This window comes from Burkholderia contaminans, assembly GCF_029633825.1.
Lineage (GTDB): Bacteria > Pseudomonadota > Gammaproteobacteria > Burkholderiales > Burkholderiaceae > Burkholderia > Burkholderia contaminans.
Genome location: NZ_CP090640.1, coordinates 1053887 through 1079317, shown reverse-complemented (window position 1 = coordinate 1079317; position 25431 = coordinate 1053887). Strand labels below are relative to the sequence as shown.

Here is a 25431-nt window from a genome sequence, read left to right as displayed (position 1 = left end):
CATGACCGCTTCTTCGGGCGTCATTCTTCCCAAGCCGACTGAGGTCTATGTCGCGCCGTTGCTGCAGATCGAGACCATCGATGTAAAGGCCGGCGTCAAGGCTTGTGACCGGTGGTTGCGTGCCATCAGCCACGACTTCATCACCATCGAGCGGATCGAGATGGTTGCCAACGCGCTGCCGGTGGTGGCGAACATCATGGCAGCCGTCGATCTCGTGCTCGATATCAAGGACATGATCGAGCATGGACAGAGCGGCAAGCATCCCGATGTGTTCGACTATCTGAACCTCGGTCTCGACTTGATCGGGATCATCCCGATTCCACCCGGGACTGCCGAATTCCGGATGGGTGTACGTCCGGTGATGAAGCTCGTGCGGCAAAAGGTCGTCGAAAGCGGCAAGGCAGTCGGTGAAGCGACATTGCAGGTCATGCAGACCGCACTGCTGCAGGCACTCATCGACAGTCTGAGCGAGCAGTTCGCCGGCCGTATTCAGAGTTTCGTCGATGGCGTGAAGAAAGAGCTGGACAACCTGCTCAAGACTTGCGCTGATTACATCGAGAAATTCATGATCGGCTTCGCGCGCCTGTTCGAGGAGGTGGCGGGCGAGAAGCAATTGAGCGTCGCGCACAATGTGCGGGCGGTTGGGCAGCATGCGGGCCAGGTTGCATCTGGCTTCGCGGCGCATGATGCACGCAAGACGTTTGCGGGGCTCGGTCATCTGATCGTCGACTTCGTGAAGATCGAGGCGAAGGAGCTCATCAATACAGGGACGCAGGTGGCGAAGGCACTCGATCTCAAGTATCGCGAGCCGCTGCTGAACATGGCGAAGACGTTGCGCACCTTGGTGCCGGTGATCAAGGAAAAAATCCTTGCGCTCGGCGGCGTAGACGCGGGCAAGATCGGTTGGCTGATCAATCTTATCCAGGTCGCCATCGACAAGAAGCGCGACTTTTTGCATCGTCAGCGCAAACACCAGACCGGAATCAAGGAGCAAGGCAGCACGAAAGTGCACCGCCAGGAGGGTGAAGGCCAGAAGGAATCGGTCCGGCATACGGAAGAGGCGCAGCATCCCGGCCCGAACGACTGCAAGCTCGGATGTCCGGCGTCGACGCCCGCGGCGGCGACGAGACGTTCAGTCGGGTTTGCGCTGGGCGACGAACGGGTGACCCATCAGGATTTTGTCCTTCCCGGCGTGATGCCGATCATGTGGAGCCGCACCTATCGGTCTTTCTTCGACGCAAATGACGTGCATGGCGAGCTCGGCGCCCGATGGATCACATCATTGACGACGCGCATCGACATGCATGCATCGAAGCTCGTATATCACGATGCGACCGGTCGCAGCATCGACTATCCGCTGCTTTCCCCGGGCGACGCGCATGATGATCGCGGCGAAGGATTGACCTTGTTGCGGCTGGACGAGTCGTGGGTCACTGTCACGCGAGGCCACGAATTGCTTGAAGCATACGAGAAGCGTGGCGACGCGTTTCGTCTCGCATTCATCAAGGATCGCTCCGGTAATCAGCTGACACTCGACTACGACGCGCAGCAACGCCTTTCTCGGATCATCGCGCCACAAGCGATTGTTGCGTTCGCATACGACGAAAAGCATCGCATCGCCGAGGTGTTGCATCACGATAGCGAAGGAACACGGGTCGGCACGCTTGCGCGTTACGAATACAGCGAGGACAACGATCTCGTCGCGGCAACGGATCGCAACGGCAACCGCCGTGAATATGCGTACCGTCACCACCTGATCACGCGCTATACGGACCGCACCGGTCGTGGCACCAACCTTGAATGGAGCGGAACCGGACCGAAGGCAAAATGTGTTCGCGAATATGCGGATGGTGGCAGCGACGAGACGCGCTTCGCTTGGCACCCCGACTTCCGGATGGTGAGCGTGACCGATGCGCTCGGCAACGTCACGCGACACTACTACGACCGTTACGGCTATCCGTTCAGAATCGTCTATCCGGAAGGCAGCGAGGAGTGGATGTATCGCGATGTGCACCACAATCTCGTGCAGCATACGTATCCGGATGGCGGCAACGAGAAGATGGCGTACGACGCCCGCGGCAACATGGTGCGCCACCAGCGTGTCGACGGCAGCGTGATCGAGATGGAATATGACGAGAAGGATCAGATGATCCGCATTGTCGATCCGCAGGGGCATGCATGGAAACGCGGCTATGACGAAGCGGGGAACGTCGTGCTGGAGACGGACCCGCTCGGCCACGAGACGAAATACAGCTACAACGCGCAGGGGCTGCCGAGTGAAGTGACCGATGCGAAGGGCGGCACGACGGTCATGGCATACGATGAGGCTGGACGACTAACTGCGCATACCGATTGTTCGGGCAAGACGACGCAGTGGAAATACGATGCGCAAGGTCGGTTGGTCGAAGCCACGGATGCGATGGGTATCGCGACAGCGTTCGGCTATGGCGCAAACGGCTGGCTGAATGAGGTGCGTACGCCAGCGGGCGTCGAACGCTTTCAATACGACGCGGAAGGGCGCCTCCTGAATTACACCGATCCAATGAACCGCACGACGCGCTACGGCTACGATGCGGCGGGCCGGTTGCATACGCGCAGTGATGCCCTCGACCACACGCTGAACTACGGCCACGATCGCCTCGGCCGGCTGGTTAGTCTGATCGATGCGAATCAGGCCAGCTATCGGTTCACCTATGACCCTGTCGGCCGGCTGCTCGAAACGGTCGATTTTGACGGGATAGTGACGCGTTACGGCTTCGATGACGAAACGAGTCGCCTGTCGACCATCGACGTTGCGGGAAAGGTCACACGGGTCGAATACGATGGAGCAGGCCGGCTGACACGCCGCGTAAGCGGCGATGCCGACGAGCGCTTCGCTTACGATGCGCTCGGTCGTCTGGCCGACGCGCAAAATGCATTCAGCCGGGTGCAGCATTTCTTCGATCCGGTCGGCAATCTGGTTCGCGAACATCACGCGTACGACTTGTTCGGTGTCAAGCGCAGCTACGTGTGGCATCACACGTATGACGAGCTGGGCAACCGCAAGCGGACGATCCGACCGGATGGCCACGCGATCGACTGGTTGACCTACGGTTCCGGGCATGTCCATGGGATGCTGCTCGACGGCGACGAACGGATGCAGTTCGAGCGGGACGATCTGCACCGTGAGGTCCGGCGTGTGCTGCCGAGCAAACTGATCCAGAGCACGGGTTACGATCCGGCGGGCCTGATCCGCAGCCAGACTCTCCAGCGCGAACATGCGCCCGCACCGCTGAGCGGCAGACATTACCGCTACGATCTCGCGGGTCAGCTGACGCATGTCGAAGACAGTCGGCGCGGATTGAGCGACTACCGATACGATCCGATCGGACGATTGATCGAGTCGATCGGGCCCGGAGGCACGGAGCGGTTCGCGTTCGATCCGGCGAGCAATGTGATCGACGCACGGAGTCCTGATCATCCTCAGGCGCGCACGCCGGCGAGCCCGGTTCGGCCTGAAAGCACGTTGCCACCGCAGGTATCGAAGGTGCTCGGCAACCTGCTTCGTGCGTATGCGGGCAAGCAACTCGAGTATGACCCGCAGGGCAACCTCGTCGAAACCCGAGCGGCGGGCAGCCTGCAGCGCTTCGAGTGGGACGGATTCAATCGACTGGCACGGGCCCTGACTGAAACCGAGGCACGCCGCAGCGAGGCACGTTACTTCTACGATGCGTTCGGGCGACGAATCGCGAAGGAAGTCGATGGTGTTGTGACGACGTATGGCTGGGAAGGCAACGCGCTCGCATACGAAAGCGGCGCCACGAGCAGTACGCATTACGTGTACGAGGCTGATTCGTTCGTGCCGCTCGCCCAGTATGTCGGCGCGGCGGTCGAGGGTGTGGAAACGCCGAGCCACGATGCCGCGATGCGTCATACGCCTGAGGGTGATCCACTGCGGCGAATTCCGGAACCGAAGTCGAAGGCAGGGGTGTACTACTACCACTGCGATCAGATCGGCACGCCGCTGTTGTTGACCGACGAGCTTGGGGACGTGGTGTGGGAGGCCAGTTACAAGGCTTGGGGTGACGCGCGAGAAGTCATCGAGCGCGTATCGCGTGCCACGGGCTTGACGGTGCGCAATCCGATCCGGTTCCAGGGGCAGCAACTGGATGACGAGACCGGGCTTGCCTATAACCGGCATCGTTACTACGCTCCGGAGAGCGGACGTTTCATTTCGAAGGATCCTGTCGGCTTGCAGGGCGGACTGAATACGTATCGGTACGGCCCCAATCCCACGGGCTGGATCGATCCGTTGGGCACGACCTGCAAGAAGTTCAAGTCCGGCCGGTTTGCGACGCCAGATGGTGCGGCAAAGGCCGCCTTGCTCCGATACAACGACAAGTCGATTCGCGACAACCTGGAATATGGCGGACTCATCTATCGGACACCGGATGGTCGGTTCGACTATACGAAGGCGATCCGGGGCGATGGGGCTGAGGTTAATCCGTGGGATTCACGCGCTCCCCAACCTCCGAATTGCGCACAAGAGGTCGGTTACTGGCACACGCACGGCGACCATTCGGATCGGCGCGGGAACAGAACGACGAAAGGACGGGATTACTACAATAGCAACGAATTTTCGCCGGCAGACAGGAATGCGGCTGTAATTGGGCTGGACGAATATCCTGACTACCGGGGTTACCTTGGGACGCCGAGTGATGGTCACAAGGGATACCAGGCCGCCAAGGACCATGAATATCGTCTATGAAAGCATGTCTCTTAATTGTTGCCTTAATTTTTCCTATATCCGCCATGAGTGATTTGAATTTTGGCTCGATGAATAGAAATAGTATTATTCTCAACACTGCAACTACAGTTGGATTGAAGGCTGCGTATGAGGATTTCGAAAAATCAGGGCAGGACTTGAATAATTTCGAAGTCCATATTCGCGATGTGAAAGCCTCAAAGGAAGATGCGACAGATGAGGAAAATTTTATATCTGTGGCATTTGTGGCAAAGTTTATCCAAGGGAAGCGTGGGCTTGGTAACGCAAATCGCCTTGGGGAGTCAATTAACTACCTTATATCTCCCGAGGATGGGAAAATAGTTAAGATATATGGTACGAAATGATCGAATGAAGTGATGTATGTCGAGCCATTTCCGTCGGCGAGTTCGGGATCGATGGAAATTTTCGCCGGTATCGGAAGGTTGGCGCGTGGCGATACGTGTCGACAGGTCGCGTGAGCTTGTAGATGAAAGCTCCGTCGGACGACGCGATACCTGCGACTAGACGAGAGCAACACACATTGTCCGAAGTTGCATCGCGCGCGACCTTGGTCGCTGCCAATTCCGGCGATGTGGCCGCCGCAGGGCGGCTGTACATCTACTATTCATTCGGTGAATACGATTACGCCGGTGCCGATCACTGGTGCTTGACGGCCGCTCGCCTCGGTTCTGAGTGTGCGCAGTGTGCTCTGGCGGTCGGGTTGATGGATGCACAACCGCCGGAGATGAACAAGGCCCGCAAGTGGGCTGCTGCTGCGGAAGCGGCCGGAAGCGCACTGGGTCATCACCTTGCCTGCCGAATCGACGATTGCCTGCGGCGTTCTGGTCGCGAGTCGAGTTGAGCGAAGGTCGGCCAGCAGTACAAAGAGGAGCGGGCGTGGTTCGACATGGCTTTTCTTCGCCATCGATACGAGTTGCATTCGCGAGACCAGGTCGGTGGCCGAGATGGGGCTGGGTGATGATCCCGACTACCGAGGGGACCTTGGCACGCCAAGCGATGGTCACAAGGGCTACCATGCCGCCACGAAAACACTATGACGCATATCGATACCTGTGCTTGCCATGAGTAAAACAATTTTTGGTGATGCGGACAACGATCGCGTCACCCTCAATACCGCAACAGTCATCGGGCTGCGCTCGGCCTATGCCGACTTCGAAAAGAGCGAGCAGGACATCAATAATTTCGAAGTGTCCGTCTACGAACGAAAGGCATCCAACGGCGAAGGTGTCGATGGAAAAGACGTCATTGGCGTATCGTTTACCGCAAAGTTCATCCCGGGAATGAAGGGCCTTGGCAACGCAAACCGGCTCGGGAAGTCGATCAACTACGTCATCTCGCCAGAGAACGGAGAGATCCTTGCGATCTATCTGGCGAGGTAGTCGATCACGCAACCGGCTTTATACGGTCGACGAGTGGCGGGAATGAGTGGAGTGCGTTTCTCGCGGGCCGCATTGAAGGATGCGCAGGCGGCAGAGCTGAACGAGGCCAGCAATTCGGCTGCCGCTGCAGAAGCGGCTGGAAGCGCACCGGGTCATCAGCTTGCCTGCCGAATCGACGATTGCGTGCAGCGTTCTGGTCGTGAGTCGAGTCGAGCGAAGGTCGGCCAGCAGCACAAAGAGGGGAGGGCGTGCTTCGACATGACTTTTCTTCGCCATCGATACGCGTTGCATTCGCGAGATCAGGTGTCAGGACAACGGAGGCTCGATGCCGTTAGTGCATTGCTCGTATCACGGATGCGGCGGTGGCGAGCTTGTTACGCAAGCCGTGCGCCATCTCGTCAATGATCGTCAGAGCTGGAGGGACGATGATGGTGTCGTGCCTTTGACGCTTGTTCGTGACGAGATCGAATATCCGGGTTTCATGCTCGATTCGGGGAGAGGGAATATCGCCGATTTGGGCGGCACGTACGAGGATGGTGATGTTTATCGCTTCAGCGACGACGAATCGATGGAGGCGGCGATCGGTTTATTGACAACGACCTGCGGCGCTTGCCTTCGTGAATTTAGGGCGCTGTTCGAGACGGGATAAGTGATGCCAGCGCGCGACATGTGTTCGCGCGGCCTCGGCAACGCGAGTCCGCTCGGGACCTCGATGAAGTACGTCGTTTCTCCGGAAACTGGCGAGATTCTCAGGGTTTATCTGACCAAGTGACTTCGGAGGTGGTGAAGGTCGTCAGCCTTCACGTGTGGACAACCGCGGCCCAAAGCGACGCGAAACGCTGTGCCGAAACAAGGTGAGCATTTGCCCGGACCACAAGCTGGGCGCGGATCTCGGCGAATGTTGACCTCGACAAGCCGATCAGAATGTTCGAGCACGCGACTGGACGGAGAGAAGCAAGCCCTGAGAACGGGGTGCATGCGGAACGTGCATCGCGTTTCGTGCGCGTGTCGACAGCGCGTATGTGGACAACCCGCACGCCCAACCAGTCGAATCGCTGTGCGTCGAACAGGTGAGCGCCCTGCATTCGACCATGCGAATCAGCCCGAACGCCTTGTCTGACAGGGATTTTCCGGAATAGCGCAGGCGACGTGGGGCGTCTTCGCGCGATCCGCAGTGATGGAATGTCTGGTGGATATCGAGCGGCCAACGCACTCGAAACCCTGTGCATTCAACGGGTGAGGGTACGCGAATTCGGCGAGGATGTTCGCGTTACTTCACGGGTCGTGGCTATCGCGCTTTCATACAACTCGACTCCACGATTCCCGACGCGCTCCAGGCACCGACTCGACAAGCGTCGCGAGAGAAGGCGGCATATGCCATGACAAAGTCGCACAGCGAGGATGTCCGTTCGCTATGCTGCCGGTGACAACGCACCGATTCCCTCCGCGATACACATGAGCGCAACTGCACGGACCATTCTCAAAGCCATCCTGAGCATCCCCATTGCCTTTGGGCTTGCCTATCCGCTTGTCCATCCCTCCGAAGACGGAGGCGTTCTCGGCGAAATAGCAGTGCTTGGGACGATCGGAAGCATCGTCGTCATCGCGGTTTTCCTGGCGCTGGTCTATGCCTACGCGAGCGACCTCAGGACGACCCTGAAATCGGTCAACCGAGGATCGCGTGCGGCCGAACCCAACAGCGTCTGGCTGATGTTCCTCTTGGCCTACAACTTCATCGAGGACTTCTTCATTATTTCCAACGTTGCGAAGTCCCTGGAAGCGGAGTCTCGTATCAATCCGGCTCTGTCGGGGTTGCGCTCGTTCGGCCGGATCAGCGGCATCGGATGGTGTCTTGCCCAGGTTCTTTCGTTGATACCCAATGCCATTGGCTCGATCGCTGGCGGTGTCGCGGTTTTCCTCTGGGTTTGGCACTGGGTGTTCGTGCGCCGGACGAACAAGATGCTTGCCGGCAGCCAGGTCTCCGTGGCGACGCTACCTGGACGGACAGGATCGTAGCCCTCACTGGAAGCCAGATCGCTTACCCGTGATCGATGTGGATATCCCGTTCCGCGTCGACTCGAAACCCTGTGATTCCAAAGGTGAGGGCGCCGGCGTGGCGCGATGTGCATAACAGCTGGGGAAAGTCAGTCGAAACGCTGTGCAGGCGAATGGTGAACGGGCGCCCGTTCAAGCCCGCCGGGCCGTGCCACCAAAGGCGCTGGCGGCCGCCACCAACCGCCAGCCGCGCGCGCATCCTGCCACTTCAAGTCTGTTGGTCGAGCGCCTGCACGACTGCCTTTTCGCCAAGACTCCCCGTCGGCCCGACCACTGCATAGTTGAGCCCGTTCACCGATCCATATCGCGCGAGCAGCGCACCGTCCACGCGTTGCCCGGCCGGCAGCAGCCGATGTTTCGATTCCGCCGGCCGGAGATAGAAGCTCAGCGTCCGTCCGGCCTCGTCCTCATAGAGCACCATCGCGGCAGTCGCCCCGCTGTCCGTCGTGAACAGCCGCCCACCGACCGGCCTGAACCCCGCCGCGCTCAGATCCGGCAGCTTCGCCGATGCGCCCACGCCTCTGGTGAGCCATCCCTGCAAATCGCCCGCACCGGTCGGCCGGTAATCGACCTTGGCCGTTCGATCGACCACCATCATCTGGTAAGCCTTGACCGCATCGCTCATCGGCGCGATGGGCGGCGGCGCGTTCCACCCGCGCGCCTGCCATCCGCCGAACGTCCCGAGCCCGACGCAGAACACGAACGAAGCGGCCATCGCGAACCGCATGCGCGCGCGATCGGCCCGCCGGCCCCGAATCGCGGCTGGATCCAGCGCGGGGTTGTCCGCCGGCATCCGCACGCTTTCCAGCGCGGCCCGCAACCGCTGCGCGTCCTGCTGCCATTGCTTCACCTGTTCCGCGCGCGCCGGATGCAGCGCGAGATAGCGCTCGACCGCGGCGCGCGCATCGTCGTCGAGCTGGCCGTCGACGTAGGCCTGGAGGTCATGTTCGTTCGGAGGCGTGTTCATTTTTTCATCAACCGCAAGGAAGGAGCGGGAAGTTCACCGTCGCTGAGCTGGCGCAGCGCCTGGCGCGCGCGAGAGAGCCGCGACATCACGGTGCCGATCGGAATGTCGAGCAGGTCGGCGACTTCCTGATAGGTGAAACCTTCGACCGCGACGAGCAGCAGCAGGCTGCGCTGCTCGTCGGAGAGCCGGCCGAATGCTTCGAGCGTCGCGCGCGCCGCGAATTCGCGTTCGGCGGACGGCCAGTGCGCTTCATCGTCGTCGCTAATGCGCCCAAGCAGCCACGCATAGCGCTTCGCGCTGCGTTTCCCGTCGAGAAACTGCCGGTACAGGATGGTGAAGAGCCAGCTGCGCAGCGACGCGTCGTCGCGGCGGCTCGACCAGCGCGACAGCGCGCGCTCGAGCGTCGACTGGACGAGATCGTCGGCCGCGTGGACGTCGCGCGCGAGCCAGAGCGCGAAGCGTCGCAGCCTGGGGATGAGTTCGCGCAGTGCTTCGTCGTCGAGGGCGGTGGAGGGCATGGCCGGGCCGGTTGCCGAAAGGGTCGAGATGCCACGTAGGACGCCGGTCGGCGCCGCTTATTCCACCAGCATACGAAAAAACTTTTCGTGGAATAAAGCGGCGCGGGCGGCGTCCTACGCGGGTTCGACAATGACCTGATGGTCGGGAGCCTATATATGGAGCGATCTTCTTCCTCTTCTTCGCCGCAGCGCGAGCCCGGGCGCGGGTGGTGGCGCTGGGCCGCGATCGGCGGCGCGGTGGCCGGCGTGGCCGTGGCGTTCGGATACGTCGGCGGCTGGTTCGCACCGGCGCGTCTGACCCCGCACCGGATCGTCGATGCATTGCAGACGGCCGGCGGCGGCATTCACCCGGGTTTCCGGCGCAATCACGCGAAGGGCGTGTGCGTGACCGGTTACTTCGAAGGCAACGGTGCGGCGAGCGCGTATTCGGTCGCGCCGTTCTTCCAGGCGGTGCGCACGCCGGTGGTCGGGCGCTTCGCGTTGCCGGGCGGGAATCCGTATGCGCCCGACAGCAGCGTGCCGATCCGCAGCCTCGCGCTGAAGCTCACCGCGCCCGATGGTGAGCAATGGCGCACCGGGATGAACGCGATGCCGGTGTTTCCGGTCGCGACGCCGCAGGCGTTCTACGCGCAATTGGTGGCGACGCGAGCCGATCCGAAGACGGGCAAGCCCGATCCGGCGAAGGTGAAGGCGTTTTTCGGTGCACACCCGGAGACGGCCGCGTTCCGCGAATGGGTGAAGGGTGCGAAGCCGAGCGCGAGCTACGTCACCGAAAGCTATTACGGATTGAACGCGTTCTACTTCGTCGACGCGGCGGGCAAGCGCCAGGCGGTGCGGTGGCGCGTCGTGCCGGAGCAGACGGCCGGCGCCGGAGACGTCGCAACGGCGGCGGACCCGAACGTGCTGCAGCAGGACGTGACGCAGCGCATCGCGGCCGGCTCGCAGAAATGGAAGCTGCTGGTCACGCTGGCGGAGCCTGGCGACCCGGTGGACGACGCGACGAAGGTCTGGCCCGCGCAGCGCACGACGATCGATGCGGGCACGCTCGTGCTCGACCGCGTGGAGGCGCAGGACAGCGGGCCGTGCCGCGACGTGAATTACGACCCGACGGTGCTGCCGCAGGGGATTCAGGTATCGGGGGATCCGTTGCTGGCGGCGCGGTCGGCGGCTTATGCGGATTCGTATCTGCGCAGGACGAGTGAAGAGGCCGGGGTAGCGGGCGTGGCGCGATTGAGTGGGGAGGGACGGTGATGAAGGCTTCGACGACGTTTGGCTTGCCGGCGCGGGTGCTGCACTGGGTGATGGCCGCGATGATCATCGCGATGCTGTTCATCGGGGTGGGGATGGTGGCGTCCGTTTCCGAGCGGCATGCGCTTCTGGTGGCGATTCACAAGCCGCTGGGCATTGCCGTGCTGGCGCTCGTGTGCGTGCGGATCGTGGTGCGGGTTCTGTCGAAGCCGCCGGCGCTGCCCGAGGATCTGCCGTGGTGGCAGAAGGTTGCCGCGCACGGCTCGCATCTCGTGCTGTATGCGCTGATGCTCGCGATGCCGCTGATCGGCTGGGCGATGCTGTCGGCGGGCGGGTATCCGGTGACGCTGGGCGGTGGTGTGCAGCTGCCGGCGCTGGTGTCGGCTGATCCGGTGACGTTCGCGTGGCTCCGGGTCGCGCACCGGGTGCTGGCCTATCTGTTCTTCGCGACGTTCCTCGCGCACTTTGCCGCGGCGCTGTATCACGGGCTGATTCGACGGGACGGTGTGGTGAGGGCGATGGTGGGGCGGTGAGCGGCGGAGGATTGCGCTCGATGCGGCGGGGCGGTTCACGGGCAACCGGGGCTGCTCCTGCCGTGTCGCATATATATGACCGGAGGACAGGTTCAGCGACCCTCGCTACCACATGTCAAAATAATTTCACAAAAGGGCTTGCGTAGTTGGGGGTGGGTGCTTAGAATCACGCCTCTTTCGCGCTAACGGAAACGCAGCGCGGGGAAAGAAGGGAAGCGGTGCTGTTGAAGTCGGTTTTATCGATTCCAGTGCTGACGAAATTAAACCGCAGTCGTCGCAACGAAGTAGTTAAAAAAGTTGTTGACGGATTTAAAAAAACGGTTGATAATCTCGCTTCTCTGCTGCTGAAAACGCAGCGCTGCCGGGAAACACGAAGTTCCTCGCAGAATGCTCTTTAAAAATTAACAGCCGATAAGTGTGGGCGCTTGATGGCAGCGAGCTGATCCTCGGATCAGATAGCGAAAGTATCAAGAGTCTCACACTAAAGTAAGTCAGGTTTATGAAGTGATTCATATTCCTGTCAGCTTTGAGTGAGCGACCGGTTCTTAACCGAACCGAAAACAGTAACAGGTTTAAACTGAAGAGTTTGATCCTGGCTCAGATTGAACGCTGGCGGCATGCCTTACACATGCAAGTCGAACGGCAGCACGGGTGCTTGCACCTGGTGGCGAGTGGCGAACGGGTGAGTAATACATCGGAACATGTCCTGTAGTGGGGGATAGCCCGGCGAAAGCCGGATTAATACCGCATACGATCTACGGATGAAAGCGGGGGACCTTCGGGCCTCGCGCTATAGGGTTGGCCGATGGCTGATTAGCTAGTTGGTGGGGTAAAGGCCTACCAAGGCGACGATCAGTAGCTGGTCTGAGAGGACGACCAGCCACACTGGGACTGAGACACGGCCCAGACTCCTACGGGAGGCAGCAGTGGGGAATTTTGGACAATGGGCGAAAGCCTGATCCAGCAATGCCGCGTGTGTGAAGAAGGCCTTCGGGTTGTAAAGCACTTTTGTCCGGAAAGAAATCCTTGGCTCTAATACAGTCGGGGGATGACGGTACCGGAAGAATAAGCACCGGCTAACTACGTGCCAGCAGCCGCGGTAATACGTAGGGTGCGAGCGTTAATCGGAATTACTGGGCGTAAAGCGTGCGCAGGCGGTTTGCTAAGACCGATGTGAAATCCCCGGCTCAACCCGGGAACTGCATTGGTGACTGGCAGGCTAGAGTATGGCAGAGGGGGTAGAATTCCACGTGTAGCAGTGAAATGCGTAGAGATGTGGAGGAATACCGATGGCGAAGGCAGCCCCCGGCCAATACTGACGCTCATGCACGAAAGCGTGGGGAGCAAACAGGATTAGATACCCCGGTAGTCCACGCCCTAAACGATGTCAACTAGTTGTTGGGGATTCATTTCCTTAGTAACGTAGCTAACGCGTGAAGTTGACCGCCTGGGGAGTACGGTCGCAAGATTAAAACTCAAAGGAATTGACGGGGACCCGCACAAGCGGTGGATGATGTGGATTAATTCGATGCAACGCGAAAACCTTACCTACCCTTGACATGGTCGGAATCCTGCTGAGAGGTGGGAGTGCTCGAAAGAGAACCGGCGCACAGGTGCTGCATGGCTGTCGTCAGCTCGTGTCGTGAGATGTTGGGTTAAGTCCCGCAACGAGCGCAACCCTTGTCCTTAGTTGCTACGCAAGAGCACTCTAAGGAGACTGCCGGTGACAAACCGGAGGAAGGTGGGGATGACGTCAAGTCCTCATGGCCCTTATGGGTAGGGCTTCACACGTCATACAATGGTCGGAACAGAGGGTTGCCAACCCGCGAGGGGGAGCTAATCCCAGAAAACCGATCGTAGTCCGGATTGCACTCTGCAACTCGAGTGCATGAAGCTGGAATCGCTAGTAATCGCGGATCAGCATGCCGCGGTGAATACGTTCCCGGGTCTTGTACACACCGCCCGTCACACCATGGGAGTGGGTTTTACCAGAAGTGGCTAGTCTAACCGCAAGGAGGACGGTCACCACGGTAGGATTCATGACTGGGGTGAAGTCGTAACAAGGTAGCCGTATCGGAAGGTGCGGCTGGATCACCTCCTTTCCAGAGCTATCTCGCAAAGTTGAGCGCTCACGCTTATCGGCTGTTGATAAAGACAGAAAGACTGTCTGTTAGCGGTTTAATCGGTTATAATGCCGGCCGCTTTCGATAATCATCAATGACAAACATTCGAATGAAGTTTGGTTCGAGTTTTTCTCATTGGCGATTGAGCCAGTCAGAGCGGTACGTAGTACGTATCGGCTGTCGTTCTTTAACAATCTGGAAGAAGTAAGTAATTTGGATAGCGGAAGCGTCTTGAGATGGACGTGAAAACTATCCGGGTTGTGATTGTATCGATGTATCTCAAGATGATTCGAACTCTATGTTCGACTTAAATTGGAATACGGCACAACGCGAGAACTCAACCTGTAGCGACTGTCGATGAGACAGACTCGTTATAGGGTCAAGCGAACAAGTGCATGTGGTGGATGCCTTGGCGATCACAGGCGATGAAGGACGCGGTAGCCTGCGAAAAGCTACGGGGAGCTGGCAAACAAGCTTTGATCCGTAGATGTCCGAATGGGGAAACCCACTCCTTTTGGAGTATCCATGGCTGAATACATAGGCCATGTGAAGCGAACGCGGTGAACTGAAACATCTAAGTAACCGCAGGAAAAGAAATCAACCGAGATTCCCAAAGTAGTGGCGAGCGAAATGGGATGAGCCTTGCACTCTTTATTTGTATTGTTAGCCGAACGCTCTGGAAAGTGCGGCCATAGCAGGTGATAGCCCTGTAGGCGAAAACAGTATGAAAGAACTAGGTGTGCGACAAGTAGGGCGGGACACGTGAAATCCTGTCTGAAGATGGGGGGACCATCCTCCAAGGCTAAATACTCGTGATCGACCGATAGTGAACCAGTACCGTGAGGGAAAGGCGAAAAGAACCCCGGGAGGGGAGTGAAATAGATCCTGAAACCGCATGCATACAAACAGTCGGAGCCTCGTAAGGGGTGACGGCGTACCTTTTGTATAATGGGTCAGCGACTTACGTTCAGTAGCAAGCTTAACCGTATAGGGCAGGCGTAGCGAAAGCGAGTCCGAATAGGGCGTTCAGTTGCTGGGCGTAGACCCGAAACCAGGTGATCTATCCATGGCCAGGATGAAGGTGCGGTAACACGTACTGGAGGTCCGAACCCACTAACGTTGAAAAGTTAGGGGATGAGCTGTGGATAGGGGTGAAAGGCTAAACAAACCTGGAAATAGCTGGTTCTCTCCGAAAACTATTTAGGTAGTGCCTCGTGTCTCACCTTCGGGGGTAGAGCACTGTCATGGTTGGGGGGTCTATTGCAGATTACCCCGCCATAGCAAACTCCGAATACCGAAGAGTGCAATCACGGGAGACAGACATCGGGTGCTAACGTCCGGTGTCAAGAGGGAAACAACCCAGACCGCCAGCTAAGGTCCCCAAATATAGCTAAGTGGGAAACGAAGTGGGAAGGCTAAAACAGTCAGGAGGTTGGCTTAGAAGCAGCCACCCTTTAAAGAAAGCGTAATAGCTCACTGATCGAGTCGTCCTGCGCGGAAGATGTAACGGGGCTAAGCTATATACCGAAGCTGCGGATGCGTGCTTAGCACGCATGGTAGGAGAGCGTTCCGTAAGCCTGCGAAGGTGCCTTGTAAAGGGTGCTGGAGGTATCGGAAGTGCGAATGCTGACATGAGTAGCGATAAAGGGGGTGAAAGGCCCCCTCGCCGTAAGCCCAAGGTTTCCTACGCAACGTTCATCGGCGTAGGGTGAGTCGGCCCCTAAGGCGAGGCAGAAATGCGTAGCTGATGGGAAGCAGGTCAATATTCCTGCACCATTGTTAGATGCGATGGGGGGACGGATCGCGGAAGGTTGTCCGGGTGTTGGAAGTCCCGGTCGCTGCATTGGAGAAGGCGCTTAGGCAAATCCGGGCGCGGAATTCAAGGGTGTGGCGCGAGCTCCTTAGGGAGCGAAGCAATTGGAAGTGGTTCCAAGAAAAGCCTCTAAGCTTCAGTCTAATGATGACCGTACCGCAAACCGACACAGGTGGGCGAGATGAGTATTCTAAGGCGCTTGAGAGAACTCGGGAGAAGGAACTCGGCAAATTGGTACCGTAACTTCGGGATAAGGTACGCCCTTAGCTTGACTGGCTTGCGCCAGAAGGGTGAAGGGGTTGCAATAAACTGGTGGCTGCGACTGTTTAATAAAAACACAGCACTCTGCAAACACGAAAGTGGACGTATAGGGTGTGACGCCTGCCCGGTGCCGGAAGATTAAATGATGGGGTGCAAGCTCTTGATTGAAGTCCCGGTAAACGGCGGCCGTAACTATAACGGTCCTAAGGTAGCGAAATTCCTTGTCGGGTAAGTTCCGACCTGCACGAATGGCGTAACGATGGCCACACTGTCTCCTCCCGAGACTCAGCGAAGTTGAAGTGTTTGTGATGATGCAATCTACCCGCGGCTAGACGGAAAGACCCCATGAACCTTTACTGTAGCTTTGCATTGGACTTTGAACCGATCTGTGTAGGATAGGTGGGAGGCTATGAAACCGGAACGCTAGTTTCGGTGGAGCCGTCCTGAAATACCACCCTGGTTTGTTTGAGGTTCTAACCTTGGCCCGTGATCCGGGTCGGGGACAGTGCATGGTAGGCAGTTTGACTGGGGCGGTCTCCTCCCAAAGCGTAACGGAGGAGTACGAAGGTACGCTAGGTACGGTCGGAAATCGTGCTGATAGTGCAATGGCATAAGCGTGCTTAACTGCGAGACCGACAAGTCGAGCAGGTGCGAAAGCAGGTCATAGTGATCCGGTGGTTCTGTATGGAAGGGCCATCGCTCAACGGATAAAAGGTACTCTGGGGATAACAGGCTGATACCGCCCAAGAGTTCATATCGACGGCGGTGTTTGGCACCTCGATGTCGGCTCATCTCATCCTGGGGCTGTAGCCGGTCCCAAGGGTATGGCTGTTCGCCATTTAAAGAGGTACGTGAGCTGGGTTTAAAACGTCGTGAGACAGTTTGGTCCCTATCTGCCGTGGGCGTTGGATATTTGAAGGGGGCTGCTCCTAGTACGAGAGGACCGGAGTGGACGAACCTCTGGTGTACCGGTTGTCACGCCAGTGGCATCGCCGGGTAGCTATGTTCGGAAGAGATAACCGCTGAAAGCATCTAAGCGGGAAACTCGCCTTAAGATGAGATATCCCTGGGGACTAGATCCCCTTGAAGGGTCGTTCGAGACCAGGACGTTGATAGGTCAGGTGTGTAAGCGCAGTAATGCGTTCAGCTAACTGATACTAATTGCCCGTAAGGCTTGATCCTATAACAAGTCTGCCTTGTAGATCGGCGCCGTGCGACAGCACCGGCTGCGATCCAAAGCGACAAGTTGGATTCTCGTGTGTGATACACACAACCAAAATTACTGCTTCTTCCAAGATTGGTTGTGCTGCGAAGCCAGCGCAACAACCCCTTTTGCCTGATGACCATAGCGAGTCGGTCCCACCCCTTCCCATCCCGAACAGGACCGTGAAACGACTCTACGCCGATGATAGTGCGGATTCCCGTGTGAAAGTAGGTAATCGTCAGGCTCCCTAAGCCAAGAACCCCCGCCCGAAAGGCGGGGGTTTTTGCATTTCAGCGGCGGAAATGTGCGCGGAGTATTCGGCATGGCTGCATGTCGTGCTGCACGCATTGATGCATCGCGATGCCGCAGGATGCGGAGAAGACGGAACGCAACTTTTCGTCTGTTGTGACGATTGTTGAAGTTGCCTGCAACCTCACCGCGGACCATTTGCGTCAACGCGTGTGCCGAAGTGCTTCGCGCCGAACCATCACCAGGCAGTAGAGCCGCGCAAAGCGGCCAGCGCTGCGTAGTCCTCAGCCTCATCCTCTTCTTGGGCAGCTGCACCATACGGCTGCTCTCGCCAGTTAAGCGCGCTGTAGTCGGGCGTGATGATGACCCTTCGGGAAGCAAAGCTGAACCGAAGATAGACGCGATCACCCGGCTTGAATCCGAACATCTCGAAATGCGCGTCGATGGCGCGCATCCATGGCATGTACGGTTGGCCATCCTGGGGAAGGTCCGGCTTGTTGCCGAGGGTCAGCTCAACCTCGGGATACTGTTTGAGCTTCTTGGGACGTGACTTACTATTGGCGTTAGCCATTTCCGACTCCGTGTTCGAGTTGGTGGTGGTCAGCGGGTCGTATGGGTGGCAGCCCATGCGGCCCGCGCTTTTTGCGGTGATGCCGTTTGAGTCTATCTAATTGGGCATCTCGAAATGTGGAAAATTCGAGGAATGGCCAATCGGTATAGCTTCTTGAGTTTTCATTGCAGAAAATTACGGTGTAGGTGTCGGTATCGATGTCCGACGAGTCCTGCGAGGCAATCCGCCGTTCAACGTAAACGACTGGTATGGCAAACTCCCGTGCGGCAACAAGCACTGGACCCACTGCGACCCACCGGTCGGGAACGCAAACAACGCCTAGATTCAACACCTCATTCACCATCTCGCCTACCTGCGGACGGAGTTGATGGCTTTAGACATGGCACTGGCGCAACGTCACGCAAAGGGCGTCATAGGCATTCCGATCAAGATTGCTGCGCGACCATAGTCTATGGATGGACCATCGCCTAGCGAGTCGCAGACCGCCAGCCAGCGTCATGGTCGTGGCAGGCGACTCGCCGGCCGGAGGTGGACAACTCGCAGTCTCACTGCTATACGGCAGAGTTCCGCGCGCTTAAAAATTGGCCGCCCAACCGTCCACGGAAACTGGTCAACCTCCAGCTCGGTCAGCCGAACATCTCGGCTTGTAGTCTCTTGTTTTGGCCCAAGACCTGGTAAAGTACAGGGCAAATCAAGACAAACTTCAAAAAATGAGTGTCCCAGTAATAGACTTGTTCGCGGGCCCCGGAGGGTTGGGCGAAGGCTTTTCTGCCGTTCGTGACACGAAAGGGCGTCGCATCTTTGACATCCGTGTATCAATCGAGAAAGATGCCATCGCGCACCGCACGTTAACATTACGCGCCATGTTCCGTGCCCTATCGGAGCATGGAGTCCCTGACGCATACTACGACTATGTTCGTGGCGATATCGATCGGCCAACCTTGATGAGCGATCCGACAGTTGCTTCGGTACTGAAGTCGGTCAACCAAGAAGCACACTGCCTAGAATTAGGTGGTGCTCCTGAGTCGCAGATAGATGACCTCATCCGGGCCGGCATCAACGGCAACAGTGAGTGGGTGCTGATTGGCGGCCCCCCTTGTCAAGCATATTCCCTAGCAGGAAGGTCACGTCGGAAAAACGTTGACCCATCATTCGAGCAAGATCCCAAGCACCTCTTGTACCGCGAATATCTGAGAATCATTCGTGATTTTCAGCCTGCAGTTTTCGTCATGGAAAACGTAAAGGGAATGCTATCGTCTACTCACGACGGGCAGCGCATCTTTGAACGCATTCTTGGAGATCTCTCCGAACCCGCGCCCGGAGTCCATTACGACATTCGCTCGTTTACGACGGCGTCCCGGCCAGAAGGTCTTGACCCTGCAGACTTCCTCATTCGAGCGGAGGATTATGGTGTTCCACAGATGCGCCACCGGGTAATTCTCTTGGGGATTCGCTCTGACCACGCCTCGCGAAATCACGAATTGCTCACCCGTTTCCGGGAGAATGTGACCGTTCGAAGCGTACTTGCCGATCTCCCCGCATTGCGAAGTAAACTATCCCGGCAGCCCGACTCACATGAGACATGGCTCAAGATATTGAATTCCGCACCCAATACACTCGGCGGCTGGCGTTGTGAGACTCGGGACCACATCAAGCACCGCATGGAGGAAGCCGCATGTCTTGCCCGACACGTAAACCAAACTGGCGGCCAATTTCTCGAAAACGACGTCCCCTTCTTTCCAGGCCTCCCCACAGATTTGGCGGCGTGGTACCGCGACGACCGTCTCGGAGGAGTATGTCAACACGAAACGCGAAGTCATATGGCCTCGGATCTGCATAGATATCTATTTGCTTCAAGCTTCGCGAGGCAACAGCAGTACTCTCCAAAACTAGATACCTTTCCACCTAAACTCTTGCCAGCACACGGCAACGTTGGCGACGAAAATATTCCGTTCGATGATAGATTTAGGGTGCAGATTGCGGATTCGCCGTCAACCACTATCGTCTCGCATATTGCCAAGGACGGGCATTACTACATACATCCCGATCCTTCACAATGTCGCAGTCTGACGGTGCGCGAAGCAGCGCGCTTGCAGACTTTCCCGGATAATTATTTTTTTGAGGGAAACCGCACACAGCAATATCACCAGGTCGGCAATGCCGTGCCGCCCTTCCTCGCAAAGCAGCTTGGTGAGTCGGTGGCGCGCTTCCTGAAAATACCTGTGTGCGTCGATAGTCAGATACGCCAATCCGAAGGCAAAGTGGTAACCGGATCCTAGGGTGATTGTGGCAGTGGGAGCGGAATCTCGCCATACTCATCGCTGCCCACCAGCCACTTCATCGTCCATGCCAATAAATCTTCACGATGCCTGGTAGATCTGGTTGCACACTCCCAGATGACCAGTACACGCCACCCTTGGGATCTCAGGGCATCAATCTGGCGAGTGTCGCGTTCGCGATTCGCAGAAAGTTTCGTTCGCCAGAATTGCTCGTTTGATGCCGGTATCGAAAAATACTTACAGCCGTCATGCGCATGCCAGAAACACCCGTGTATCAGGATGGCTGCTCGATATTTTGGCAAAACGAGATCAGGTGTACCAGGCAAATTCCGGCAATGGAGCCGGTATCGTAGCCCCGCTCCGTGAAGCAGTCGCCGGACCACGAGCTCCGGTTTGGTGTCGCGGCCTCTTATGCCGGCCATCATCCGACTACGCTTTGCCTTATCGACAACGTCGACCACTCCGTAGTACCTCTTGTCGTGCGAACTGCGGACCAAGTGTCGGAATTGTGCACTTACTGCGAAGCAAAGGAACTGACCTCAATTCAGTCAACGGCTCGGAGCCACACAAGTGAGTCACGACACTAGTTCTCATGGTACTCAACGCGATACGTCGCCTCAAGTTAAAGAAAGCCCTTCGCGCTCAAGGTTACTGTGAATCTTGAGAATGGCCTCCGCTTGCCTGTCTGTCGGCAGTCGCCCCGGCGTTGTCGCCATCAACAGTAACTGCTCCTCCTTAGGAGTCAGCAGCCGTCTTTCGAGTCCCCACTGCCTAATTCGCCGCCAATCTGATGGCTTCGTTGCTAGAACTTTGGTGACTGCAGCAAGACCACGATCAATGGCAGCGTCACCTTCTGCATCTCTGAACGCTCGCTTACCATCTTCAGCCGCGACAAGTTCGGCCACGAAATCCGGCAGAAGTTCGACTTGCGCTTCCTGAGAGTGCTCCCACGCCAAGGCCTTTTTACTCCATTCGGTGATGTTCTCGCTTCCTTGTTGGTCTGGCGTTGTAATGACCGTATACATGACTCTGGCGATAAGGCGCAATTGCTCGTGCAACGCAGGCGAAATAGCCTGCCGCCGCCAGATTCCTTGATAGTCCAGCGCTCGTCCCAAGGTTCTGGTTTGCAGTATGTGGGAGAGTTTGGCAATCGAATAGGTGACAATATTGGCGCGATAACCGCCTTCGTACCACGCTTCGTCTGGAATCAGTTTTTCGAGTTTTCGAAAAATAATGGCGTGAACCACGATCCGTCTAAAATATTCGTCGTTGAACTGTAAAGGTTTGGATGCCCACTCTGTGACGATGTACTTACTGAATACGTCGAAATTCTTTTGAGCTCCTTTACTGACTTCGTGGGGCAGGCAGCGCCACGAGTTTTCGATCTTTGCTAGATCTGTTTTCGTGAGAAGTTGAAGTTTCGGATTGTCTGCCTCGAAGCGCTGCTTCTCTGTCGGGCTCATCTTCGCAGTCTCTATTCGATACTGTCCCTTAGCACGCTCGTAAAACCATGATGTGGGGCGTTGTGCTCCGTTAGTTGGAGGCGCTTTGATTCGCCGAGAAAGCTCTTCCAGTTTACGGTGATACTCATGATTGGAAAAAAGATCCGAATCGGAGACCTTGTTTTGCTTGTTTGCGTACTCGGAGATCTTCGGAATCAGCGTTCCCGATAATTCCTCCGGAACCACTGATAGTTTCATCTGAACAAAGATGGCTGAAAGATCAGAGCCGTCTCTGCGCTTCGTAAACGTTAGCGAAGCCGTAGTTTGACCACCGTTCACGATCTGCAGGTCAGTTGCAGATATCAAACGCGAACCATTTGGCGTCTGCTCGACGACAACCGTCGATGCGGTTGCAGATATGCCATTGTTGAACGCGAAGAACATTTCGGGCTCGCGCAGAATGGTCTCACGAATAGCCTTATTAACTTTGCCAGTCTTGCCCAAAAATGAACGAACATTGCCTTCGAGAAGCCGGCTGCCGTAGCTGTCGTAAATCTGGGCCAGGGTATCTCCCGGAATGACGCAAAGATACGAGCTGTATTCTGAATGGAACAAGCTTGCCTGCAGGCACGGAATGCCTCCATTGGATAGCTGGGAAAAATCCACGGTTAGCGCTTCTCGCCCGCTTTGCGAAGATAGCGCCCCACGGAATCGCGACATATCCCAGATGTGAAAGTCCGTTGGGATGTCGCAGATGTTCGACGCAGGCCAGTCGCGTATCCGGTCACTGAGGATTCCGTCCGTTGCCAGATAAAGACGTAACCGCGAAATTGATGTGCGGTGCGACTGCAGGAGATCAGCAAAGTCCACGACAGGATCATCATCAACAGGTAAACCATCATCGATGTCTGCGAAGGTATCTTCGATGAACGCGGTCAGTTTTGCAAACTCGGTTCTGGCCGCTGTCTGGGTCATAGTGGTTGGCTCATCCCCGCCGTAAAAGGCCGTGATGACGACGCGAAGCGAACCGTCTGCGTCATCGAACGCATAGCCGTCAACCCCGATATTGCGACGGCGCGCTCCGGTCCCTCGGAATGGGCAGAGCATGTAATCCGCGCACTCTTCTGCTTCCTCCAACATTTGCCCAGTGATCGTGGCAAATCCAACTGCCGAGTCCCGCTCTGCGAACTCGGATTGCACTCGCAGAATGACGTTCTGCCTGAAGGCCGACACCTCGTCGTTCAATCTATCCCCCCGCATACAGGAAACATTTCATTGTGTCGTCAAGAGCCGCTCACAATTTGTAACATCTGGCATTATACTCAATCGAATATCAATTATTCCGGGGAGCGCGCGCGATGCAGCAGGTGGATACAGTGATGGGAGCCGTGCACCGCGAGCGACTTTCCGTTCGAACCGACGGTGGCTCATGTCCGATGCCTGCTTGGGCGGACTGGCTCATCTGGCTGGGCGCGTGGCTGCGCAGTCAGGCTGCGCTTAGCGGACGCCGGGTAACGGTTGTGCTCTTACCCACCCGCCGACTGGCCGCCGCCTTTGTTGGCTTGGGGGCGATGCTGGCGGCCTCGCGCCTCCACGACGACATACTCGATTGGGAGGCGCTGCAAGCGCTACCTGTCGGTACGTTGGTTCACTGGCGAGACCTGAAGGGGAAAAATGGTCGGGCAGTCAGTTATTCCGGCACAGTTGACGGAATTTGCGACATCGACGGCAATCAGTTCCTCGCGATAGTGGGGCAAACTCCCGCAAAATCAAAGGGGGTGACCTACCGGCTTTCGCGCGCCTCTGCTCTGCGCTACGGTGTAACCCGGGGAGCCGTAACGAAACGTGGAGAAGACACCCTAGCTCGAGCTGCATCGCTGATGAAGAATATCGTTGACGCTTCATCGACGACATGGATTCGCTCGCCGATGGCCGATAGTACGGTGATCACGGAGAGGTCGTCGTTCCTAGCCGACCTCGACGGGGTGCTCTTGGAAACCGATAACGTGCCCGCCGTGTCATTGCGGGAAACTCTGGTTCTTACGGATTCAGAAGGCCGACATGGCAAATTACGGCTCATACCGGTCAGAGGTCTGGATAGCGACGATGTTCTGCAAGGCGTGACGATCCTCGATGGCGCCCGCGCAACCTCGCGACTTGGCCAAGTCTCGGCGCGGAGCACTGTCGTGCTACTGGATCACGCGGACTTTGACGAGGAGGTCGCCAACGTTCTTAACCGATTCCTAGCTTATTCCGTCGACGAGGGAATTCACGTGGGTGAAGGCGTAAATCCCGTGATTGAACCACCGACCTCAATCAACTCGTTTATCTTTGCTTTGCCGGAAGGTAAAGATATTTTCGATGGCGAAATTTGAAATGTGGATGCGACTTATCTCCAGTCTCGGTAGGCGTAATTGTTGCGAAAAATGAGCTCGTCTTCCTTATTCGACCTCGTCACCACGCAGCATCTGCAGGCTAGCGCTGCAACGCGGCGCTATTTGACCATCGACTTTCCCCCCGCGTACGAACTAGCTCGCGCATGCAACAGTATTTTCGCCCTAGTGGACAGAGACGACATTGACCAGCAAGAAGCGCCTCGACTTGCTTGGCGACTCAAGTTGACTGTATTGCAGACGCTACTGCCGTTTGACGACGAACGACTGCGCCTCCGTCAAATGGCGGAGAGCCTGTCGATCTTGGCAGAGGGAATGCACGCGATAGCGGCTCCAGCACGAACTATCGACAATATCGTTACAGCATTACTCGAGAGTCCGAAGAACCCCAAGCTGGAACGTATTGCAATGGGACTTGGTAGCACGAATCGTAGCCGTAGCGCGATCTTTGCTGGCCTGCAGCGAGTGAATTCGCCCGGGTGGCCATTGACAGTAGATTCGGAACGAGACCTTGGCCTGCAAGGAGTCGCCATACTTCGCTCTCGACGTGATTTGCATAGCCAGGTTTTCTCGCGGATTGTCGTTCCCGGAACGCTGCGATTTTCGGCGAAGCCCCTGGTTCACGATTTGCTCCTCGGGGGACGAGCGAGTGAAATCGTAATCGCCGCGTACCGAGGTGAGCGTATTCAAATTCCTGAGCGCCTTGAACTGCCTCGCGACACAGTATTTTCTTCAGCAGCCAGTTCTCGAAAATTTCCGATAGTCGTCATAGACGAAGCTCAAGATGAGCCGCTGGACAAATGGGTTAACGACTCGTCTTGGGAAAGCATCAGAGCTCAGATCCCAAACTTGACGCCCATATCGGATCGGGACATCTCTGTAAGCGCACGGTTCGTACTATTTGCCGACGCCAGCGGCGCGTTTCTCCCCAATGATGGAACCATAGTGGAGATATCCGATCTGCTTGATCGCAATTTCGAAGTAGACGTAAATCACTTACCTCGCAAAGCCGTCGATTCTCTTGAAGAGCACGATCTGATACTGCTCCGGCTGTCGGGCAGCGGCGACTATCTGGACGAAGTCGCAGACACCCTTATGGCAAGTGAGGGACGACCGAATCTTCGCCACGAAGCCACTGAGTGGAAGTCGTTATTGTGCAACGCACTGAAACGTCACGGTGAAGGAGTTATCGCAAGCGCATTTCGAGCACTTGGGGGGCGACTGCGGTCCGCTAGCTATCTCTGGGTCTGGGCCGGAGACACGGTCATCGCTCCGCAGAGCTACGACACGTTTCGCTACCTGACCGCCGTCTTGGCAGAGTTCGCATCTCGACAATTCTCTACGGATCTGGACGCTTACGCGAAGACGAAATGGGATCAAATGGAATTGGTCAAGGGCTACCAACATCGCGCAGGGGGCGAGATTCGAACCGCGCTCTTAGAACGAGTCAGGAAACTAATCGCCGAGCGCCAAAGAATCGAAACTGTTTTATCCATCGCCCTCCCGGGTGTCGAGTCTGGACAGATGGGATTGCTCAGGGTTTCAGCGATCGATGGGCAGTCAGTTCGTGTTCCATACTCGACGCTGTTTCATAAGCATTCGGTGGAGATGAAATAGTGGCTAGGATGATT

16 protein-coding genes and 3 rRNA genes are annotated in these 25431 nt (G+C 57.1%); 13 read left to right on the top strand and 6 right to left on the bottom strand.

The annotated features are described in order from the left end of the window. The first annotated feature begins 1 nt into the window (after position 1). Positions 2-4747: an RHS repeat-associated core domain-containing protein gene (locus tag LXE91_RS05035; protein WP_052760208.1), complete on the top strand. Its 4746-nt coding sequence runs from the start codon at positions 2-4 to the stop codon at positions 4745-4747. Beyond that, complete coding sequence (locus tag LXE91_RS05030) at positions 4744-5109, top strand: hypothetical protein (protein ID WP_223274482.1); 366 nt, start codon at positions 4744-4746, stop codon at positions 5107-5109. Before LXE91_RS05035 ends, LXE91_RS05030 begins: the two co-directional genes overlap by 4 nt. A 260-nt stretch (positions 5110-5369) precedes the next feature. Here LXE91_RS05030 and LXE91_RS05025 read toward each other — a convergent pair whose 3' ends face one another. After that, entirely contained in the window at positions 5370-5684 is a 315-nt protein-coding gene (locus LXE91_RS05025) for a hypothetical protein (RefSeq protein ID WP_135370746.1), read from the bottom strand. Positions 5685-5826: 142 nt separating this feature from the next. Between LXE91_RS05025 and LXE91_RS05020 the strand changes: the two genes are divergently transcribed. The 3 genes from LXE91_RS05020 to LXE91_RS05010 all read left to right on the top strand — a co-directional run bounded on the left by LXE91_RS05020 (position 5827) and on the right by LXE91_RS05010 (position 8160). Continuing rightward, complete coding sequence (locus LXE91_RS05020; RefSeq protein WP_039362541.1) at positions 5827-6144, top strand: hypothetical protein; 318 nt, start codon at positions 5827-5829, stop codon at positions 6142-6144. A gap of 325 nt (positions 6145-6469) precedes the next feature. Then, complete coding sequence (locus LXE91_RS05015) at positions 6470-6793, top strand: hypothetical protein (RefSeq protein WP_039362539.1); 324 nt, start codon at positions 6470-6472, stop codon at positions 6791-6793. A gap of 806 nt (positions 6794-7599) precedes the next feature. Then, positions 7600-8160, top strand: coding sequence for a hypothetical protein (locus LXE91_RS05010; protein ID WP_039362536.1), 561 nt, complete (start codon positions 7600-7602; stop codon positions 8158-8160). A gap of 247 nt (positions 8161-8407) precedes the next feature. On the opposite strand, the gene LXE91_RS05005 is transcribed toward LXE91_RS05010, so the two are convergent. Beyond that, positions 8408-9166, bottom strand: a complete 759-nt coding sequence (locus tag LXE91_RS05005; protein WP_039362531.1) for an anti-sigma factor family protein — start codon at positions 9164-9166, stop codon at positions 8408-8410. Then, positions 9163-9684 carry a sigma-70 family RNA polymerase sigma factor gene (locus LXE91_RS05000; RefSeq protein ID WP_039362528.1) on the bottom strand — a complete coding sequence of 174 codons (522 nt, stop codon included), beginning with the start codon at positions 9682-9684 and terminating at the stop codon, positions 9163-9165. Before LXE91_RS05000 ends, LXE91_RS05005 begins: the two co-directional genes overlap by 4 nt. Positions 9685-9840: 156 nt before the next feature. Between LXE91_RS05000 and LXE91_RS04995 the strand changes: the two genes are divergently transcribed. The 5 genes from LXE91_RS04995 to rrf all read left to right on the top strand — a co-directional run bounded on the left by LXE91_RS04995 (position 9841) and on the right by rrf (position 17110). After that, on the top strand, positions 9841-10935 hold the full coding sequence (locus tag LXE91_RS04995) for a catalase family peroxidase (RefSeq protein ID WP_039362525.1): 1095 nt from the start codon (positions 9841-9843) through the stop codon (positions 10933-10935). Continuing rightward, positions 10935-11465 carry a cytochrome b gene (locus tag LXE91_RS04990; protein WP_039362522.1) on the top strand — a complete coding sequence of 177 codons (531 nt, stop codon included), beginning with the start codon at positions 10935-10937 and terminating at the stop codon, positions 11463-11465. The genes LXE91_RS04995 and LXE91_RS04990 overlap by 1 nt, the downstream gene beginning before the upstream one ends. A gap of 574 nt (positions 11466-12039) precedes the next feature. Further along, positions 12040-13567 (top strand): 16S ribosomal RNA (locus tag LXE91_RS04985). 398 nt (positions 13568-13965) lie between these two features. Beyond that, positions 13966-16844 (top strand): 23S ribosomal RNA (locus tag LXE91_RS04980). A 153-nt stretch (positions 16845-16997) separates the two neighbouring features. After that, a 5S ribosomal RNA gene (rrf, locus tag LXE91_RS04975) occupies positions 16998-17110 on the top strand. The 16S, 23S and 5S rRNA genes sit together here, the layout of an rRNA operon. Before the next feature lie 243 nt (positions 17111-17353). Here rrf and LXE91_RS04970 read toward each other — a convergent pair. Further along, positions 17354-17686 carry a hypothetical protein gene (locus LXE91_RS04970; RefSeq protein ID WP_039364662.1) on the bottom strand — a complete coding sequence of 111 codons (333 nt, stop codon included), beginning with the start codon at positions 17684-17686 and terminating at the stop codon, positions 17354-17356. A gap of 752 nt (positions 17687-18438) precedes the next feature. On the opposite strand from LXE91_RS04970, the gene LXE91_RS04965 reads away from it, so the two are divergent. After that, on the top strand, positions 18439-19965 hold the full coding sequence (locus LXE91_RS04965; RefSeq protein WP_225935937.1) for a DNA cytosine methyltransferase: 1527 nt from the start codon (positions 18439-18441) through the stop codon (positions 19963-19965). Here the strand turns inward: LXE91_RS04965 and LXE91_RS04960 are convergent. Next, positions 19962-20426 (bottom strand): very short patch repair endonuclease, encoded by a 465-nt coding sequence (locus LXE91_RS04960; RefSeq protein ID WP_076841763.1) that lies wholly within the window; start codon positions 20424-20426, stop codon positions 19962-19964. The genes LXE91_RS04965 and LXE91_RS04960 overlap by 4 nt on opposite strands. A gap of 156 nt (positions 20427-20582) precedes the next feature. After that, positions 20583-22652: an AIPR family protein gene (locus LXE91_RS04955; protein ID WP_157644953.1), complete on the bottom strand. Its 2070-nt coding sequence runs from the start codon at positions 22650-22652 to the stop codon at positions 20583-20585. Between the two features lie 113 nt (positions 22653-22765). Between LXE91_RS04955 and LXE91_RS04950 the strand changes: the two genes are divergently transcribed. Further along, the gene (locus tag LXE91_RS04950; protein ID WP_046544042.1) at positions 22766-23782 is read left to right on the top strand and encodes a hypothetical protein; all 1017 of its coding nucleotides are present in this window, start codon (positions 22766-22768) and stop codon (positions 23780-23782) included. 51 nt (positions 23783-23833) lie between these two features. Further along, a complete protein-coding gene (locus tag LXE91_RS04945; RefSeq protein ID WP_135370745.1) occupies positions 23834-25417 on the top strand; it encodes a hypothetical protein in 1584 nt (527 codons plus the stop codon). The last annotated feature ends 14 nt before the right edge of the window (positions 25418-25431 follow it).

Bases quoted from the DNA above. Each gene is read 5' to 3' on its own strand.
- LXE91_RS05035 (WP_052760208.1), top strand. From the start codon at position 2: ATGACCGCTTCTTCGGGCGTCATTCTTCCCAAGCCGACTGAGGTCTAT.
- LXE91_RS05030 (WP_223274482.1), top strand. From the start codon at position 4,744: ATGAAAGCATGTCTCTTAATTGTTGCCTTAATTTTTCCTATATCCGCC.
- LXE91_RS05025 (WP_135370746.1), bottom strand. From the start codon at position 5,684: ATGCAACTCGTATCGATGGCGAAGAAAAGCCATGTCGAACCACGCCCG.
- LXE91_RS05020 (WP_039362541.1), top strand. From the start codon at position 5,827: ATGAGTAAAACAATTTTTGGTGATGCGGACAACGATCGCGTCACCCTC.
- LXE91_RS05015 (WP_039362539.1), top strand. From the start codon at position 6,470: ATGCCGTTAGTGCATTGCTCGTATCACGGATGCGGCGGTGGCGAGCTT.
- LXE91_RS05010 (WP_039362536.1), top strand. From the start codon at position 7,600: ATGAGCGCAACTGCACGGACCATTCTCAAAGCCATCCTGAGCATCCCC.
- LXE91_RS05005 (WP_039362531.1), bottom strand. From the start codon at position 9,166: ATGAACACGCCTCCGAACGAACATGACCTCCAGGCCTACGTCGACGGC.
- LXE91_RS05000 (WP_039362528.1), bottom strand. From the start codon at position 9,684: ATGCCCTCCACCGCCCTCGACGACGAAGCACTGCGCGAACTCATCCCC.
- LXE91_RS04995 (WP_039362525.1), top strand. From the start codon at position 9,841: ATGGAGCGATCTTCTTCCTCTTCTTCGCCGCAGCGCGAGCCCGGGCGC.
- LXE91_RS04990 (WP_039362522.1), top strand. From the start codon at position 10,935: ATGAAGGCTTCGACGACGTTTGGCTTGCCGGCGCGGGTGCTGCACTGG.
- LXE91_RS04970 (WP_039364662.1), bottom strand. From the start codon at position 17,686: ATGGCTAACGCCAATAGTAAGTCACGTCCCAAGAAGCTCAAACAGTAT.
- LXE91_RS04950 (WP_046544042.1), top strand. From the start codon at position 22,766: ATGCAGCAGGTGGATACAGTGATGGGAGCCGTGCACCGCGAGCGACTT.
- LXE91_RS04945 (WP_135370745.1), top strand. From the start codon at position 23,834: ATGAGCTCGTCTTCCTTATTCGACCTCGTCACCACGCAGCATCTGCAG.